The organism is Rickettsia sp. 109562A South Dakota, from assembly GCF_055791265.1.
The window spans coordinates 1,099,339-1,115,275 of sequence record NZ_CM147703.1 but is presented as its reverse complement, the minus strand read 5'-3'; the positions used below and the strand labels follow the sequence as shown (position 1 = coordinate 1,115,275).

Here is a 15,937-nt window from a genome sequence, read left to right as displayed (position 1 = left end):
TTCCTTATATTATAATAATCAAATTAAATCTATAAGATTTTTTGTAAAATCTAATTTTGATCTTTTAATATGGGACTGTTAACAAAATAGCTTTAATTGATAATTAAAGAGATTTCTAGACGAAAATTAATAAGATTTTTGCAGCTAAAAAGAATTTAATTAACTTTAAAATTATTTTGTTAATAATCCCATAGCATCTCTAGAAGCAATTATATTATCTACTATTCCAAATTTTTTTGCTTCTTCCGGTGACATGAAATTATCGCGTTCCATGCTTTTTTCGATATGTTTTAAATCTTGTCCGGTATGTTTACTGTACAATTCGTTAAGTAACCTTTTGATTTTTAGGGTTTCTTGAGCATGAATTTCTATATCGGTAGCTTGTCCTTTATAACCTCCTGACGGTTGATGGATCATAATACGGCTGTGAGGTAAACTATAACGCATTCCCTTTTCGCCCCCGCAAAGTAAAAATGAACCCATAGAACAAGCTTGACCTATGCATAGTGTAGCCACTTTAGGCTTTATATATTGCATTGTATCATAAATAGCAATGCCTGCGGTTACGACGCCTCCAGGGGAATTGATATACATATATATATCTTTTTTAGGATTTTCTGCTTCAAGAAACAATAATTGTGCAACGATTAAGTTTGCCATATGATCTTCAACAGTACTACATACAAAGATTATACGCTCTTTTAACAATCTTGAATATATATCATAAGCACGCTCACCGCGTGATGTTTGTTCAATTACTATCGGTACATACGACATTAATATTTTCTCCTGAAATTGATGAATTAAATTAAAAGTGTCATATCGTGGTCAAGTCTGCGTTGCCCGCATGGCTCTCAGTATTTCCCTCTGTCATCCCGTGATTTATTCACGGGATCCAGGAAAGATTAAACAAGACTGGATACCGTGGTCAAGCCACGGTATGACAAATTGGACAAAAAAGCTTCTACTTCTTATCTTCTAAAGCATTAACAAGTATATCTCCCATATTGGTAGTATTATCGCTAGAACCATATTCTTTGAGAGCTTTTTGACGTGCTGCTATTTTATGGGCTTTTACCGATAATAAAATTCTACCGGTTGATTTCTCGATAGAAGTAACTTTTGCTTCTATTTCTTCATCTACTTTAAACATTTCAGGTTGCTGCTCATCTTTTTCATCTGATAATTCAGTTCTTTTAATAAAACCTGCTACTTTATTGTTTAATAGTACTTCGAGTCCATCATCTTTAATTTCCGTTATAAGAGCTTTAACTATTGTGCTTTTCTTATATTCGTCACTGATTTTTTGATATGGATTTTGTGACAATTGTTTTATACCTAAACTAACTTGTTCTTTTTCAATATTAATAGCTAAAACTTTGCATTCTATTTCGTCACCTTTTTTATATGATTTTAGCAGGTCCGTTCCCTTATCTTCCCAGCTAATATCACCTTCATGAATCATGCCGTCCATATTATTACCGAGTGCAACAAAAATACCGAAATCCGTAATATTTCTAATCGGTGCTTTAATTACAGTACCGACAGGATTATTTTCGGCAAATTTTATTAAAGGATTTTCTTGGCATTGTTTAATACTTAAAGAAACACGATGCTTTTCGGTATCAACCTCTAAAACTACGAATTCTACTTCTTGCCCTATAGTTAGCGTTTTTCTAGGATTTTGATTAGATTTTAACCAATTAATTTCGCTTGAATGTACAAGCCCTTCGAGTCCGTCTTTTAATTCTATAAATACGCCGTAATCAGCAAAATTTGTAACTTTACCAGTCATTTTTTTACCGACAGGGAATTCTTCTTTAATTGCTTCCCATGGGTTAGAATCAAGTTGTTTTATACCGAGTGATATCCTTTTGGTTTTTTCATCAAACTTAATAACCATTACTTTAACCTTTTGGTTAAATTCTAACACTTCTGAAGGATGGTTAACTCTTCTCCAAGAAATATCGGTTAAATGTAATAAACCGTCAACGCTTCCAAGATCGATAAACGCACCGTAATCAGTAATATTTTTTACGGTTCCTTCTAAAATCATTCCTTCTTTAATTTTAGACAACATCTCGTCTTTAGCCTCAGAACGTGACTCTTCTAAGATGGCTCTTCTAGAAACTACTATATTACCAAGCTTTTTATCCATGCTTAAAATTTTAAACGGTTGCTTGATATTCATTATAGAAGTAGGATCTTTAATAGGTCTAACGTCAACTTGGCTTCCCGGTAAAAATGCTACTACACCGGATAAATCTACGGTAAACCCTCCTTTCACGCGACCGAAAATCGTACCGTCGACAAATTCGCCCTTAGAATACATAATTTCTAGTTGTCCCCATAATTCTTCTTTAACTGCTTTTTCACGGCTCAATATTGTTCTACCGTTACGTCCCTCAATTTTCTCGATGTAAACTTCAACTACGTCCCCAACTTCAGGTAAAGATAAAAATTCAGATTTAGGTATTCTACCTTCATTTTTTAATCCAACGTCAACAATAACCATATCGTTTTTTATTTCGATTACTTGACCTTTAACTACCGTTTTTTCTTTTATATGACTTGTATCAACGGTTTCAAGCATTTTAGAAAAATCTTCTTCAAATTCGTGGTTAATTGCTGCAAGTTGTGGAACAAATCGTTGTTTTAGTTTTATTGACATATTTTTCTCGTAATATTAGCTAAAGTGCTAAACTAATAAAAATTTTTAAAAAGGTTAATAAAATGATATTGTAAAATAAATATTGACGGTTTGAAAAAACTACGTCATTGCGAGGAAAATTACGAAGTAATTGACGAAGCAATCCAGTTAAATTTATTATTTTTATGGATTGCCACGCGGTCTTCGACCGCTCGCAATGACGATATATATAATTTATTTGGCAATACCAATAAAATTGAATAAAATAACCTAGCACTTTTTCAAGTTATTTTATTCTTTGAATATAATGCGTTATTTCTTCTACGACTTCTATAGCCGAAAACTTTGAAGTATCGATAATTAAAGCATCTGAAGCCGGTAATAACGGTGCTGCTTTTCGCTCTTTATCTCTTTTATCTCGCAAAATTATTTGCCGTAAAATCTCATCGAGTATACATGCTTTTCCTTTTGCTTGCAACTGCTTATATCGTCTTTCAGCCCTGACGCCCGGATTTGCAGTGATAAAAATTTTTAAATCGGCATCAGGTGCGACAACGGTTCCTATATCCCTACCCTCCATAATAATTCTTGGCGTTGTTTTTACTAGATTAATCAGATATTTGTTTAGATTATTTCTAACTTCACTTATTACGGCAATTTGCGATGCTATATCTCCTATATTTTCATTCTCTAAATCAAGATTATTATCGAGTTTTAATCTTTTAGATAAAGCAATTACCGCATCTATATCGGTGATATCTATTTTTTGACTAATACAGTTAAAAGCAAGCTGCCTATAAACAATACTTGACTGAAAATATTTAAGAGAAAATTTCTTTGCCAGCATTAAACCGATAGTCCCTTTACCTGAAGCAGCAGGACCGTCAAGAGAAATAGTAAAATTTTGAGAAATATCAAAGGCTTTAGTTTTTAAATCCATCATAAAATTATAGACTATCCCCAATAGCAAATTACATTTGTAATTTGCTACCCCATAAAAATTGTAGAAATCGGGGGTTGATGCTAGTCTTTACCCCGATTTCAAAATAATATATTATAAATAATAGAAATAAAGCTTGAAATCTAGTACATTATGCAATAAATATAGAATTTAAAATTATAAGGGTGATTAGCTCAGTTGGTTAGAGCATTACGTTGACATCGTAAAGGTCGGGGGTTCAACTCCCCCATCGCCTACCACCTTATCTCCAGGGTTTCCACAGTTTAGTATTGTTATCAAAAAATTTTTTAATAAGTATTCTAAAGATAACTTATTTTCTTTAGTAACTAAGGAAAATAAGCCTATTACTGCTTCTGGTTATTTATTTACTAACGGTCAACAAACGTTATTAGTATCAGACCATGATAATTATTATCAATTATACAGTCAAGATTATAACTATCGGTTACTTTTTCAAACAAAAGATGTAAATTTTTTAGCTATAAAAAATTTAGCTAAAAAATTTTTCCAATGGCGTAGTGGTGGTAATACGGAATATAAAATATTTACTTTATCTAAAAATTTACCTCAAGATGTTATAGTTCATTTAACACAAGCTCCATTCTGGACACCAGATAATGTTGTTTCTGATTTGGTATTACTTAATAAAGAACATGCTGGATCAATTGAATCTGTACCTGCAGAGGTAGTAAAAGAATTATTTTTTCTAAATAACAAAACCCCGGACATTAAATTACTAGATCAAGATTTTTTCCAATTAAACAAAGATGGTATTACTTATTAGAGCAGATATCCTACATAAAATGTTACCTTCATTAACAGAACAACAAATACAAGCATTAGGCGATGTTATTAAAAAGTATAATCTATCTGTGGATACACAATGTCTTGATTTGATACCAGAGAGTAACAAAAATCTTTTACAACATTATAATAACAAAATATTAACCCAATTAAAATCATCGGAAGTACTAAATCTTGATAAGATTAGTCAGTTGTTATGGGAGACGTTGAACCATGAATTTGAAACTGGTAGTTTTGAAGGTATAAATTATAAGGACATCATTCCTAAGGAAATAAGAAAGAAATCTTTAAATCATTTTCAAGAGCTACATACTAAAACTCATAGTAAATTTCACGCATTAAAGGGTGCAATAACACAAGGAGCATTTTTATTATCAGATATTATTCGTTCATTCAATACTGGTGACTCTGAAGGTCTAATAAAAACTGTGAGGATGATCGGTGGAGACATGTTTTTAGATAGAACTTTGTTCAGTAAGCTACCAATTACAAGTCCTATATTTAAAATAATTACATTTTATTCAATAGGAGAATTACATAAAAAATTAAATAGTCTACCACCTGATTCAGAAGAAGCTAGCATTATAAGACATCACTTAGGAGAACAATATTTTACCGTTGGGTTGATGTTTGTTGAAATGTGTGGATTTGAAACTGGTCCCTTATGGATAGGGTTAATGGCTGAACAAATGCTATACGGAGCAATAGCATTGCGTAATCAGTACCACTTACTTGATACATCATTATGGGAAGCATTTCTAATAAATTTAGGGTTTTATCAAGATGAATTGCCTATAATATTTGAAGAGAGACATTTGCTTGATGTACAATTAAAATTTTTAGATGAGTTTAATTTCCCATCTGCTTGGATTATAGTATACCTACCTGATGTAAAGGATGTAAGATGGGAAAGGATTAATTTAAAAGATATACCAAGTGAAGTAAAAGATTACTTACAAGCTAATCAAAGATTAGCTTGTAAATCAGGATTCAAGATTGGGCCAAGTAATCATGTACACATATGTGAATATGCTGGGTTCAAAAAAGACAAATATATTAACACACAAGATATTTGGCAGCAACAAATTTTTGATATTATTTCTAAAAATAGAGAGATTAAGTTTGTACCTACCAAAATCCATCAAGAACACAATATGTTTCAAAATATTCAATACCCTGTTGGTGAAAGAATGAACAAAGAATATATAAGAATTGCTTCAAAAACAATTGAACAAACTAATGATCCTGATGTATTTCTAGATCAAGTTGCTCAGATAGAAGGAGGTATGTCAGCAATATACTACAATCTTACTACATGGGGGAAATGCTTAAGTAATGGATATGCTGGATCATGTAGTACTAGCGAAGCCGTGTGGCTCAACGGTCCATATCGTCATAACATGATTATGCTATTTGATCCTAAGGTACACAGTAATACTAATATATATTTCCATCCTGAAGGATTAAATCATCTTGATAAAAACTACTTTTCACATGTAAATAATGAATATCTTGCAAAAGAAGAACATGACAAATGTGCAACAGATCTTAATGATTACTGTTTTGAACATTTAAAACCCAATATTCCTGATACTTACTCATTACTTATCGTATTATATAATGTTGTTTACCCAAATTCAGTAAATTTTATACGTACAACAAATAACACAAAACTTAGAATAGAAGATAATCATAATACTAAAATCAATACTAATTATATTATTGATGCCAATGCATTAAAACAAGTAGTACCATTTGAAATATATGACCGTGCACATAATATGTCTATCACTTTAAGTAATATTAGACAAGATAACATTACCAACTCAGAATTATGGCAACAAAAGTTGAGTAGTAAAAATTTAGGTACAAGTGGGTATGGTATATATTTTAATTCTGAGGAAAAATTGATAATTCCTGGGTATAAAGACTCTATTGCTATATTTATGATTCAACCAATGGTGGTATATTGACGAATTAATTTTATCTGTTAAATATTGTAATATTATTAATGCTAATGGAATAAATTATAGAAAACCGGGTAAAATAATTTTAGAAAAAATTGCTGCACATAATCATTCTTTTGATATTCAGTTAATAGGTAGCATGCATATTATAGATAAAAACAGTAAAATGCAGTTGAGTATATTCAAGTGTAGATACAACGACGCAATCCCGATGAAATATTCTAAACTACCTGGTAATCAATTTATAATCGAATCTTGTGATAATTTACAACCATTTGATCCTTCATTGGCCATTAAGTGCTTTATCTCGAATCCAAAACATAAAGGAAAATACAATATCATTTTTAAAATATCCATGTCAGTATACATTTGAGTTTTTTGGTAATAATATGATTACTATAAGAGGAATATTAGATAACCAACTTGGTGACTTAGAGCTAATTATTCATAATGGAAAACTCTATGAGTATATATTGTCTATTTTTCCTAATAACAATGAGCTGTTTGTAATAGAGCATGTGCATTATGATCAACAAATTATATTAGCAAAGTCTGAATTGAATTTAACTGAAATCATTGAACATAAAAATCATGATATTCCAACATTCAGAGATAAAAGCTATATTACTAAGTATTTAAAAAATGGAATTACGTTAGTCTTTTACTCTCATGGTAATATAATCAAGCATCATTTTATTACTGATAGTCCTAATATTAATAATATAACATACTATAAAAGACGGTAATGTGTTATGTGCTAAAATAGAAAATAAACATAGTATAATGAATAAAGATTTTATATGGTATAAAAGTACCATAGCTGATAATAAAAAGTGTCTTGAATTTTCTACAGATATACAAAATGTATCTATAGTTAATGGTACATTAAATATTAATGGAGTTAATATTGTTGATATGCCAAAACAAATGGGAATTGTTGCCCCTGGTAATATTATTATGCCACTATCATTTTTTAACAATCTTGTAGGAATCAATATTATTCCTCAGGCTGAAGATCAATTAGAAGAGTTATTAAGTAGTAGTGCTAATCCACGCCTTCTTCGTCGTGCTATAAAAGAAGATAAGCAATATTCAGAAGGATCAGTATCTGTAACCATAGATAAACTTAATAATGGATTGTGGAATTGGGTGTGGAATAAATTATCTAATTTAAGTTTTAAATTATTACCGGAAGCAGATGCTGCTACTCTTGACAAGAGTAAATCCTTTAATGATATTTATAAACTAATAAAACAATCTAATAATCATCCATCTGAGACTCAAATAAATAAATCTGATGATATAACGTCACAATATGATTATGAAATTCCTAATAGCAAGTATAAAAATTTTGTACCACCTAGTGATAATGATCAGAAACTACATTGCGTACCTTATAGTTGGGATAGTAACAATCAAGCATATGTTACAGATGCTATGACTTATGTATCACCTAGTGGTCAAGCTAAGGTCTTTAGTAATATTCATCAAGAAACTAATTTTATACAGACTAAAGGTTATTCTATACAGGGAGAAGATATCTATAAAAATTGTCGTCCTGTTGAGTTTTATGGACGTGATTCTGTACATTGTGAAGGTACTAATATGATTTATACTCCTGTATTTCACTCTAAGTTCTTTGATAATTTGGATATACAAATAATGCTATTTAGAGTTGGCGTCCATTTAGTAAAAAAGCATTGGATTATCTTAGTAAAAAAGCATTGGATTATCTAAAGCCTAAGCAAGAATATATAGAAAGACACATAGAAACTGATAAAGAGACTATTGACTTATGGACTAAATCTATAAAAAAAAGTTTTAATCTTATTAAATGATTTACAGGATTTAGAAAACTTAAACCAAGAAGACTTAAAATTTATAAACGACACCAATTATGACTTATGTGAAATAAAAAGAAATATTAAGAATTATATAGAGAAAAAAATTATCACAACTAAAGAATATGAAATTATTAATGAGAAATTAGAAGCATTGATTGAAGAGTTAGATGAAACAGAAAATAGATATTTTATTGATGTTCAAGAGGATTGTAACCAAGAGATAAGTATAGAACAATTACCACATACTAGTAATGGTGTACAACACAATACCGTATATTATATTGATCACAATAATAGTCAAGAGTACTATAATAATAGTTATTTATTACATGATGCAAGGCCAGTATTAACAGGCCTTGAAGTAATGAATCAAAACTTTGAAGGAAATAATATGATTCCCCCCTTTCTTATTGGCAATATAACTGAGATAGGAAGCGTAATATAATAAGTTAACATGGAACTGCCACTAAATTTTGACTTAAGCTATTATTTGTATTTGTAGAAGTCAAGACGGACTGTTGCAAAAGCAAAACTTACGCTATGTTATCTCAAATATAACTAAAAACCTTGGCAAAAGCCATTTTTTCATACTGGAAAATTATAATAATATCCCAGTACTAAGCCACTTGTTGTAAAACATAGCGTAAGTTTTGAAAGTATAAAGAAAATTTATGGAAAATATTGATAATTGGGAAGAAAAATTTGAAGTTTGTAATTATGCTAAAAAGTTATTAGATACAATCACTTATTTAAATGGTGTAGTCAAAACTTCAGCAGTAGATATTGCAGAAATTAAAAAAGCAATCTACTATGCTAGAAAATATCATGGCACGCAGATGCGTCAATCAGGAGAGCCGTTTTACTCACATCCGATAGAAGTGGCCTGCATGATATCAGATTACTTATTTAGGACAGATATATTAGTAACTAGCATATTACACGATTGCATTGAGGATACAGAACTTACCAAAGAGAAAGTAGCTGAAGAATTTGGGTGGAAAGTAGCAAATCAAGTAATGGATTTAACAAGAATTAAAGAAGACGGTATCAAGATTAGTGCCGCTGAAATGGTAGAATTACTGTATACGGAGAAAAAATATGATATACTGTTAATAAAGTTATTTGATAGGCTGCATAATATGCAAACAATCGGTGCTAAATCTCCTGAAAAAATTAAGAAAATTATAAATGAAACTTTACTAAATTTTATTGTTTTGATTCCTTATCTTGGAATTTCATCACTAGAAAAACACTTTTATCGATTATGTTTTAATATTACACATAAAAATAGATTAATGGAAAATACATTATTAACTAGTAATCTTAAGTATAACTTTTGGAATTGTTTTAAACATAACACTGAATCTATTCAAATAATCTAACATGTTACTTTATTTTTTATCATTTAGAAGTAGATTATCTTTGCAATAATTGAAATACTTTAACACCATCATGAATGCTGAATAAATTTTAGAAGTCAAATATATTTTGAAATAAAATCAATAACTTAAGTATACAAAAATGGATTTATATGTTTTAATAAAATTAATATATAAAGTGGGCGCGTATTATATTCCAGAAGATCAGATAATTCATGAAAGAGCTAAAGAAGTAATTAATAAATATTTTGCTCAGTTAGGTTTAGAAATCAAAGTAGACCCGATAAGTGCCTCAGCAGCATGTTGGCCCTACTAGCATGAGAAGTATTATCAATGAAATATCTGAGCAAAATAAAATATATCAGTTAGCCCATCTTGAAATCATCAAAGGAGCAGATGGGGTACTTGATCGCATTATGCGTCATCAAGCTTTTTACTAAATGGGATATAGAAAAAGCAGTAAAAGAGATTCCAGCAGCAGCAGAAAAGTCAAAACTACTAAGGGAGGTATTAAATTCTGATAGATTAATCAAACTATATAATGAAGATGGCACTGATACTAAATACTATACTACTAAAGACATACGGGATGAAGAATTAAGATTACTAAGAATAGCTGATAAGGTAAATAGCCAGATGCATTTTAATAATGTTATTAAGCTTAAAAGTGATATCGATAATCTTGCTAGTGTTAATGCAGCACAAAGAAAGAGCCTGCAGCATTAATAGTCAAGGGATTAGAATCCTTCGAGGTAGAGCCGGCACATGGATAAGGAATCAGGATATATTTACTTAAGATCGTTTTTATGGTATACTGACGCTAAGATATCTGAAGAGAAGCAGCAAGAGTTAGAACAAATAATAGTTAAACATTTATCAACAGAAGAACAAGATAATATTATGAGAACAATAGCGCAAAAATACATAGATGAGGGCATTCAGCATGGCATAATCCAAGGTATTGAAAAAGGAAAAGCTGAGGGAAAAGCTGAGAGAAGAGTGGAAAATAGCAAGGAAGATGCTCTATCCCAAGGTTGTAATTTTTCTTTAATTTCTAGTGTAACTGGTCTTGAAGAACCTTTTATTCGCTCTTTAGTGTAAAAATGCATGCTTATAAAATTTACTTCTGTTTGGTTTGATTGGTTATTTTTTGTTTCAAAATCATTTGTCAAATTCTAAAATAGCAAAAAGTTTTCAATACTATCTTTAGTAGTAAAGCTCATAATACTAAATTAGCGATTTAAAGGGGTATTATAAAAGAATTTTTCTTTTTCAGGTATATTCCCCCTATCAAATAATTTAAATCTTTTAAAAATACCATTAAAATGGTTTTTGTATTTTTGAATTGAAATCAAGTTTGTAAATTCATTTGTAATTTAGTAATAGGAACACCCCATCCTTTTAATCCAGAACAGCAATTAAGAAAGTTAATAAGATTCTTTTTACAAGATTTACCTGTACCTGCAAATACGCTGATAGGATGAGTCTTCATATCTTTTTTCATCTCATTTAGAGCAGCTAAATAAGCAATATTTTCTATGTCTGTATTTGTCCCAGTTGTAGGATTATGGCAATCTCCACCTAGACAAAACATTTGTGATCCTGCAATAGAAGAGCTGAGTTTTTTTGTGATTCTATTGCAGCTGTAATTCTTCTTCCATAATAAGCAGATATTTCCGCTTTTCTTTAAACAATTACTTGTTTCCAGCATGTACCCTTGAGATTTTAAGTGATTACAGCCATCAAGAGGCTGAGAGTAGCATTGATAGCTGACTTGTTCTCTCTAACAATGGCCGATTAACATTATATTGATTGAAAAATAACTTGTTGCCACTCATAAGACATATCCGTTTTGTTTCATAACATTCATTTTCTTCAACCAAAGCTTCTGCAAGTTGATCTATTACTTGCCAATATTCGCCTTTTTCTCTAAATTCCTTAATCTTATCACGATATTTATAAGTAAAAATATATCTATCCCATTTTACTATATCCGAATCCCAGCCTTCAGTTAATCCCCCTTCTCCTTGAGGAGAAATCCCTATATATGTATCAATATGATCAAGAGAGACATTTAATTTCCCAGCAATTGCTGCTCTTACATCAAGCATTATAGCCTGGTTAGTATCTCTGTCTTAAGAGCTAACGACTCAAAATTAAGAGTTTTAGCGAAAGAAATAATAACAAGCATTCCTATCTAACCGGAGTACTCGGACGCTGTGAAGTAGTATTAGCAATATTTCTATTAGTATTATCTATTGTTTTCATAATTGCATAGCTTGGATCACCGTCAAGTTCTACTACTTCTTTTGATTTAGTAGTTTTTTGACCGGTACAGCCAATTAAAGCTATAGAAGCAAATAAAACTATTAAATATCTTATCATAAACACCCTATTTTAATTTTATACTTAAGATAGTTGCCTATTAGTATAATGTCAAGTGAGAGGAAAATTTTATTGCCCTATAACCTCTAAGTAATAATCTAAAGACTCTTCATAAAAATTCAATTCGGCCTAATTTAAATTAGGTCCATCTTCGCTTCTTTCTATTTCAGGCTTAGGCTTATCATAATTTTTTCTAGTTTTTAAATAATATTCTAAAGTGTCTTCATATCCCCATCTAGGTAGAGGTTGATCATTAGATCTTTTTTCTAAAATATCTTCTAAATATATCATTATTGATAATATATTTTCATTTAAAAATTTATTATATACTTCTTGATAAAAAGGGTAGTATCCATGCTTTTTGTTAATATTACTAGGCATGAAGTTCATCGTGAATTTATTATCATTTAAGTAATTATATAATTCTTGAAAAAAGGAATTATATTTCCCATCGCCCATAATATCATGGTATATAAGAGTGTCCATAGTGAGTGCTTGGATAATAAGCTCCCATCTATTGACAATATTTTTTTAAAGCGTTCTAAATCTTGAATATGAAGAGCCATGGCAAAAATATTATTATGTACTACCATGTTTTTTATTATTTTCCACTTCTCTATAGTACTATATTTAGACCATTCCATAACTTATTTACTCCTTAAATAAATTTTTAGGCATTCGGTAATAAACCGTATTATAGAATTTTTCGCTTTCAGGGAATTTGCGTTTGCGTATGGAGAAATTACCGAAATTTCTGATTTTGATACGTTTTTGATCTTTAAGAGATTCACTTAAATAATCCAAAATTAAATCTACTGAATCTTTAACATCTTCTTTGGAAAGATAATGCAGTTTATCATGTACTTTATCGATTAAATAAGTTTTTGTGACCATTATTGAAAAATTGCTTTGATTCCGTTAAAACTGTTTTTAAAAAAGCTAGGAGTGATACTATCAAAATCTTCAAAGATCATTTCCACTAATTTGGGTTTTGGTTTTAATTGATAATCTTTAACTAGTAAATTAGTATTAATTTTCTTAACTTGCTGTAGCCACTTTAATGCAGTATCTTCTGAATCTATGCTATCCACAAGTTTTAACTTTAAAGCTTGACGACCTGAATATACCCGTCCATCTGCGAGTTTTTTTACTTCTTCTATAGGAAGATTACGTCTTTCTGAAACAAGTTCAAGGAAAAAATCATATGTATCTTCAATATTTTCCATAATAGCTATTCGTACTGCTTCCGTCAGTTTTTCGGTAGGATTTGGAGCAGCTTTTAATTCACCTGATTTAAAATTATTAAACTTAATCCCTAACTTTTGAGCAAGCTCCGTTACCTCGGCTGTTTGTGATATTACACCGATTGAACCCGTAATAGTTCCGTTATGGCTAATAATATAATCACCTCCGAGAGAGATTAAATAACCGCCGCTTGTTGCCATCGTCCCCATAACTATTAATACCGGTTTTTTTCAGATATTTTACGCAGAATATTATAAATTTTTTCAGAGCCGACTACTTGTACCGCCAGGAGAATTTACGTTAACTATTAACGTTTAATATGAGAATCATCGATTATTTTTTTGAGCTTCTTGTCACGCTTTTCATCCTCAAGAATTATTTCGTCTATTAATATAGAAGCTATATAATCCTCATTACCGGTAATAGGTAAAACCTCTTTTGGAGCAAAATCTTTACCGACTAGTAAGAATACGATAGCAATCAAAATAATAGCCGCTAACTTCCAAATTAACAGACGGGATTTTATTTGTCTTCTTTCAATTAAATAATCAGATGATATATTCATGATTTTTTATGTTTTTAATTAGTACAATCAACGTCATTGCAAGGAAAAATTGGCTTTGTTGCATGGATCGAAAAACAAGTTCGGTGTCATCCCGTGGCCCCTCCACGGTATCCAAAAAACAACTTAAAATACTAATAATTTTAGTATTTTTATTGGATCCCGCGATCAAGTCGCGGGATGATGATCGGGAAACTGATCCACGCAACAACACCGGTATTAATTGATTATAAACAATGCTTAGGACGTTCAGGGCTCTTCATCATCTCAAAAAACTCACCGTTAGTTTTAGTGTTTTCAAGTTTTTTGAGTAAAAATTCTATTGCTTCACTGCTACCCATTGGATCAATAATACGACGAAGAACCCACATTTTATTTAATATTATTTTATCTACTAGTAAATCTTCTTTTCTAGTTCCTGATCTAGTTATATCAATTGCCGGATAAATACGCTTATCGGCAATCTTACGATCTAGAACTATCTCGGAATTACCTGTACCTTTAAACTCTTCAAAAATTACCTCATCCATACGAGAACCGGTTTCAATTAGAGCTGTACCGATTATAGTAAGCGAGCCGCCGTTTTCAATATTTCTTGCTGCTCCGAAAAATCTTTTCGGTCTTTGTAGTGCATTAGCATCAACGCCGCCCGTTAATACTTTTCCGGATGACGGCACTACGGTATTATAAGCACGAGCAAGGCGTGTTATCGCATCTACTAAAATTACCACGTCTTTTTTATGTTCTACTAAACGTTTAGCTTTTTCAATAACCATTTCCGCAAGTTGTACGTGCCTACTTGCCGGTTCATCAAAAGTAGAGCTAACAACCTCACCGCGTACCGAACGCTGCATATCGGTTACTTCTTCAGGTCTTTCATCTATTAGCAGCACTATTAAAAATACTTCCGGATTATTAGTAGTAATAGCGTGTGCGATATTTTGTAATAATACGGTTTTACCTGTACGAGGCGGTGCTACTATTAATGCACGCTGCCCTTTACCCATAGGTGCGACGAGTTCAATAACCCGTGTACTAAAATCCTTACTATCTTTACTATTATTTTCAAGTTCTAATCCTAATTTTTCATCAGGATATAAGGGGGTTAAATTATCAAAATGAACACGATGATAAGCTTTAGAGTGGTCTTCAAAATTTACTCTATTGACTTTCAGTAAAGCAAAATAACGCTCTCCGGCTTTTGGGGCTCTGATCTGACCTTCTACCGTATCACCGGTACGCAGACCAAAACGACGAATCTGACTAGGAGAAATATAAATATCATCAGGACCTGCTAGATAGTTTACTTCCGGCGAACGTAAAAAACCAAATCCGTCAGGTAATACCTCAAGTACCCCCTCTCCAACTATCAAACCACCCTGCTCTACGGATTTTTTTAAAATTGCAAAAACTAATTCTTGTTTAAGTAATGAATTAATATTTTCAATTTTCAACTCCTCTGCTTGAGCTTGTAGTTCCTCCGGTAATTTACGTTTTAATTGTTTTAAATTAATAATATTACCGTTCTCTGCAAAGTTATTATGATTGTTATTGGATTCGGAATTGTTAAGTTCTTCTGTGGATTCTTTGTGAGTTGTGTTCATTATTTTATTATTAATAGATTATAATTGCAAGAGTTGAGTTAGCAAAACTTTAATTACCTTAAGTTTAAAGGAAGTAATATACTTATTTAAATTAGGAATCAAATTAGATTTTTAGAAAATTTTTATGCTTGCGGTTTGAAGAATTATTTATTTTGTTAGTTTTAAAAGCCTAGGTTCTGTAAAAATTTCTATTTGACTTGCTATTTTTTAGCAAAAATTAAACAGTACCCCTATTTCAAAAAAGTCTTATAATTTGCAGCAAAAAAGAGCCAAAATAAAATCTTTTTAGGAATGTTCACAGACCCTATAATGTATGTAAAAGCATATTAACAATGTAATAGCCCATTGTCAAGCTATTTGAACATAATAGGTTATGATTTGTTTCCTCGTCATTGCGAGGAAAATTACGTCAGTAATTGACGAAGCAATCCAGTAAGAAATGCTGAAAATCAGCATTTCTTTATTATTTTTTCTGGATTGCCACGTCGCCTACGGCTCCTCGCAATGACGACTTGGGTAATCCACGCAACAATGCC

At 31.1% G+C, this 15,937-nt stretch carries 14 protein-coding genes, 1 tRNA gene and 4 pseudogenes; 8 read left to right on the top strand and 11 right to left on the bottom strand.

The window, feature by feature from the left end; genetic code table 11:
* Window positions 1-171: 171 nt before the first annotated feature.
* The 3 genes from clpP to cmk form a co-directional block, all read right to left on the bottom strand.
* On the bottom strand, window positions 172-777 hold the full coding sequence (clpP, locus tag ACIAS7_RS06160; protein WP_473198650.1) for an ATP-dependent Clp endopeptidase proteolytic subunit ClpP: 606 nt from the start codon (window positions 775-777) through the stop codon (window positions 172-174).
* A gap of 187 nt (window positions 778-964) precedes the next feature.
* Window positions 965-2,671, bottom strand: coding sequence for a 30S ribosomal protein S1 (locus tag ACIAS7_RS06155; RefSeq protein WP_473198649.1), 1,707 nt, complete (start codon window positions 2,669-2,671; stop codon window positions 965-967).
* A gap of 265 nt (window positions 2,672-2,936) precedes the next feature.
* On the bottom strand, window positions 2,937-3,593 hold the full coding sequence (cmk, locus tag ACIAS7_RS06150; protein ID WP_473198648.1) for a (d)CMP kinase: 657 nt from the start codon (window positions 3,591-3,593) through the stop codon (window positions 2,937-2,939).
* 180 nt (window positions 3,594-3,773) lie between these two features.
* Between cmk and ACIAS7_RS06145 the strand changes: the two genes are divergently transcribed.
* The 8 genes and pseudogenes from ACIAS7_RS06145 (at window position 3,774) to ACIAS7_RS06110 (ending at window position 10,706) form a co-directional block, all read left to right on the top strand.
* Window positions 3,774-3,850, top strand: a tRNA-Val gene (locus ACIAS7_RS06145).
* Between the two features lie 564 nt (window positions 3,851-4,414).
* The gene (locus ACIAS7_RS06140) at window positions 4,415-6,388 is read left to right on the top strand and encodes a hypothetical protein (RefSeq protein ID WP_473198647.1); all 1,974 of its coding nucleotides are present in this window, start codon (window positions 4,415-4,417) and stop codon (window positions 6,386-6,388) included.
* Between the two features lie 383 nt (window positions 6,389-6,771).
* Window positions 6,772-7,128, top strand: coding sequence for a hypothetical protein (locus tag ACIAS7_RS06135; protein ID WP_473198646.1), 357 nt, complete (start codon window positions 6,772-6,774; stop codon window positions 7,126-7,128).
* Between the two features lie 37 nt (window positions 7,129-7,165).
* Window positions 7,166-8,119 carry a hypothetical protein gene (locus tag ACIAS7_RS06130; RefSeq protein WP_473198645.1) on the top strand — a complete coding sequence of 318 codons (954 nt, stop codon included), beginning with the start codon at window positions 7,166-7,168 and terminating at the stop codon, window positions 8,117-8,119.
* A gap of 258 nt (window positions 8,120-8,377) precedes the next feature.
* Window positions 8,378-8,671 (top strand): hypothetical protein, encoded by a 294-nt coding sequence (locus ACIAS7_RS06125; protein ID WP_473198644.1) that lies wholly within the window; start codon window positions 8,378-8,380, stop codon window positions 8,669-8,671.
* Window positions 8,672-8,897: 226 nt separating this feature from the next.
* On the top strand, window positions 8,898-9,608 hold the full coding sequence (locus tag ACIAS7_RS06120; RefSeq protein ID WP_473198643.1) for an HD domain-containing protein: 711 nt from the start codon (window positions 8,898-8,900) through the stop codon (window positions 9,606-9,608).
* 181 nt (window positions 9,609-9,789) lie between these two features.
* Window positions 9,790-10,371, top strand: a pseudogene (locus tag ACIAS7_RS06115) (AAA family ATPase); the annotation flags it as partial.
* Entirely contained in the window at window positions 10,371-10,706 is a 336-nt protein-coding gene (locus tag ACIAS7_RS06110) for a transposase (protein ID WP_473198642.1), read from the top strand. The pseudogene ACIAS7_RS06115 and the gene ACIAS7_RS06110, both read left to right, overlap by 1 nt.
* 250 nt (window positions 10,707-10,956) lie before the next feature.
* Here the strand turns inward: ACIAS7_RS06110 and traN are convergent.
* The 8 genes and pseudogenes from traN to rho form a co-directional block, all read right to left on the bottom strand.
* Window positions 10,957-11,325 (bottom strand): annotated as a pseudogene (gene traN, locus ACIAS7_RS06105) (conjugal transfer protein TraN); the annotation flags it as partial.
* A 22-nt stretch (window positions 11,326-11,347) separates the two neighbouring features.
* A complete protein-coding gene (locus ACIAS7_RS06100) occupies window positions 11,348-11,716 on the bottom strand; it encodes a hypothetical protein (RefSeq protein ID WP_473198641.1) in 369 nt (122 codons plus the stop codon).
* A 2-nt stretch (window positions 11,717-11,718) separates the two neighbouring features.
* Window positions 11,719-11,796, bottom strand: a pseudogene (locus ACIAS7_RS06095) (YaaA family protein); the annotation flags it as partial.
* Window positions 11,797-11,798: 2 nt separating this feature from the next.
* Window positions 11,799-11,990 carry a hypothetical protein gene (locus tag ACIAS7_RS06090; RefSeq protein ID WP_473198640.1) on the bottom strand — a complete coding sequence of 64 codons (192 nt, stop codon included), beginning with the start codon at window positions 11,988-11,990 and terminating at the stop codon, window positions 11,799-11,801.
* Between the two features lie 129 nt (window positions 11,991-12,119).
* Window positions 12,120-12,476, bottom strand: a complete 357-nt coding sequence (locus ACIAS7_RS06085) for a hypothetical protein (protein ID WP_473198639.1) — start codon at window positions 12,474-12,476, stop codon at window positions 12,120-12,122.
* A gap of 165 nt (window positions 12,477-12,641) precedes the next feature.
* Entirely contained in the window at window positions 12,642-12,884 is a 243-nt protein-coding gene (locus ACIAS7_RS06080; RefSeq protein ID WP_473198638.1) for an HU family DNA-binding protein, read from the bottom strand.
* Window positions 12,884-13,800: pseudogene (gene sppA, locus ACIAS7_RS06075) on the bottom strand (signal peptide peptidase SppA). The gene ACIAS7_RS06080 and the pseudogene sppA overlap by 1 nt, the downstream one beginning before the upstream one ends.
* A 224-nt stretch (window positions 13,801-14,024) precedes the next feature.
* Entirely contained in the window at window positions 14,025-15,401 is a 1,377-nt protein-coding gene (gene rho / locus ACIAS7_RS06070; protein WP_473198637.1) for a transcription termination factor Rho, read from the bottom strand.
* Between the last annotated feature and the right edge of the window lie 536 nt (window positions 15,402-15,937).

Coding starts and splice junctions, on each gene's coding strand:
- ACIAS7_RS06090 (WP_473198640.1), bottom strand. CDS start 11,990: ATGATAAGATATTTAATAGTTTTATTTGCTTCTATAGCTTTAATTGGC.
- ACIAS7_RS06140 (WP_473198647.1), top strand. CDS start 4,415: ATGTTACCTTCATTAACAGAACAACAAATACAAGCATTAGGCGATGTT.
- rho (WP_473198637.1), bottom strand. CDS start 15,401: ATGAACACAACTCACAAAGAATCCACAGAAGAACTTAACAATTCCGAA.
- clpP (WP_473198650.1), bottom strand. CDS start 777: ATGTCGTATGTACCGATAGTAATTGAACAAACATCACGCGGTGAGCGT.
- ACIAS7_RS06155 (WP_473198649.1), bottom strand. CDS start 2,671: ATGTCAATAAAACTAAAACAACGATTTGTTCCACAACTTGCAGCAATT.
- ACIAS7_RS06120 (WP_473198643.1), top strand. CDS start 8,898: ATGGAAAATATTGATAATTGGGAAGAAAAATTTGAAGTTTGTAATTAT.
- ACIAS7_RS06100 (WP_473198641.1), bottom strand. CDS start 11,716: ATGCTTGATGTAAGAGCAGCAATTGCTGGGAAATTAAATGTCTCTCTT.
- ACIAS7_RS06135 (WP_473198646.1), top strand. CDS start 6,772: ATGATTACTATAAGAGGAATATTAGATAACCAACTTGGTGACTTAGAG.
- cmk (WP_473198648.1), bottom strand. CDS start 3,593: ATGATGGATTTAAAAACTAAAGCCTTTGATATTTCTCAAAATTTTACT.
- ACIAS7_RS06080 (WP_473198638.1), bottom strand. CDS start 12,884: ATGGTCACAAAAACTTATTTAATCGATAAAGTACATGATAAACTGCAT.
- ACIAS7_RS06130 (WP_473198645.1), top strand. CDS start 7,166: ATGAATAAAGATTTTATATGGTATAAAAGTACCATAGCTGATAATAAA.
- ACIAS7_RS06110 (WP_473198642.1), top strand. CDS start 10,371: ATGGATAAGGAATCAGGATATATTTACTTAAGATCGTTTTTATGGTAT.
- ACIAS7_RS06085 (WP_473198639.1), bottom strand. CDS start 12,476: ATGGACACTCTTATATACCATGATATTATGGGCGATGGGAAATATAAT.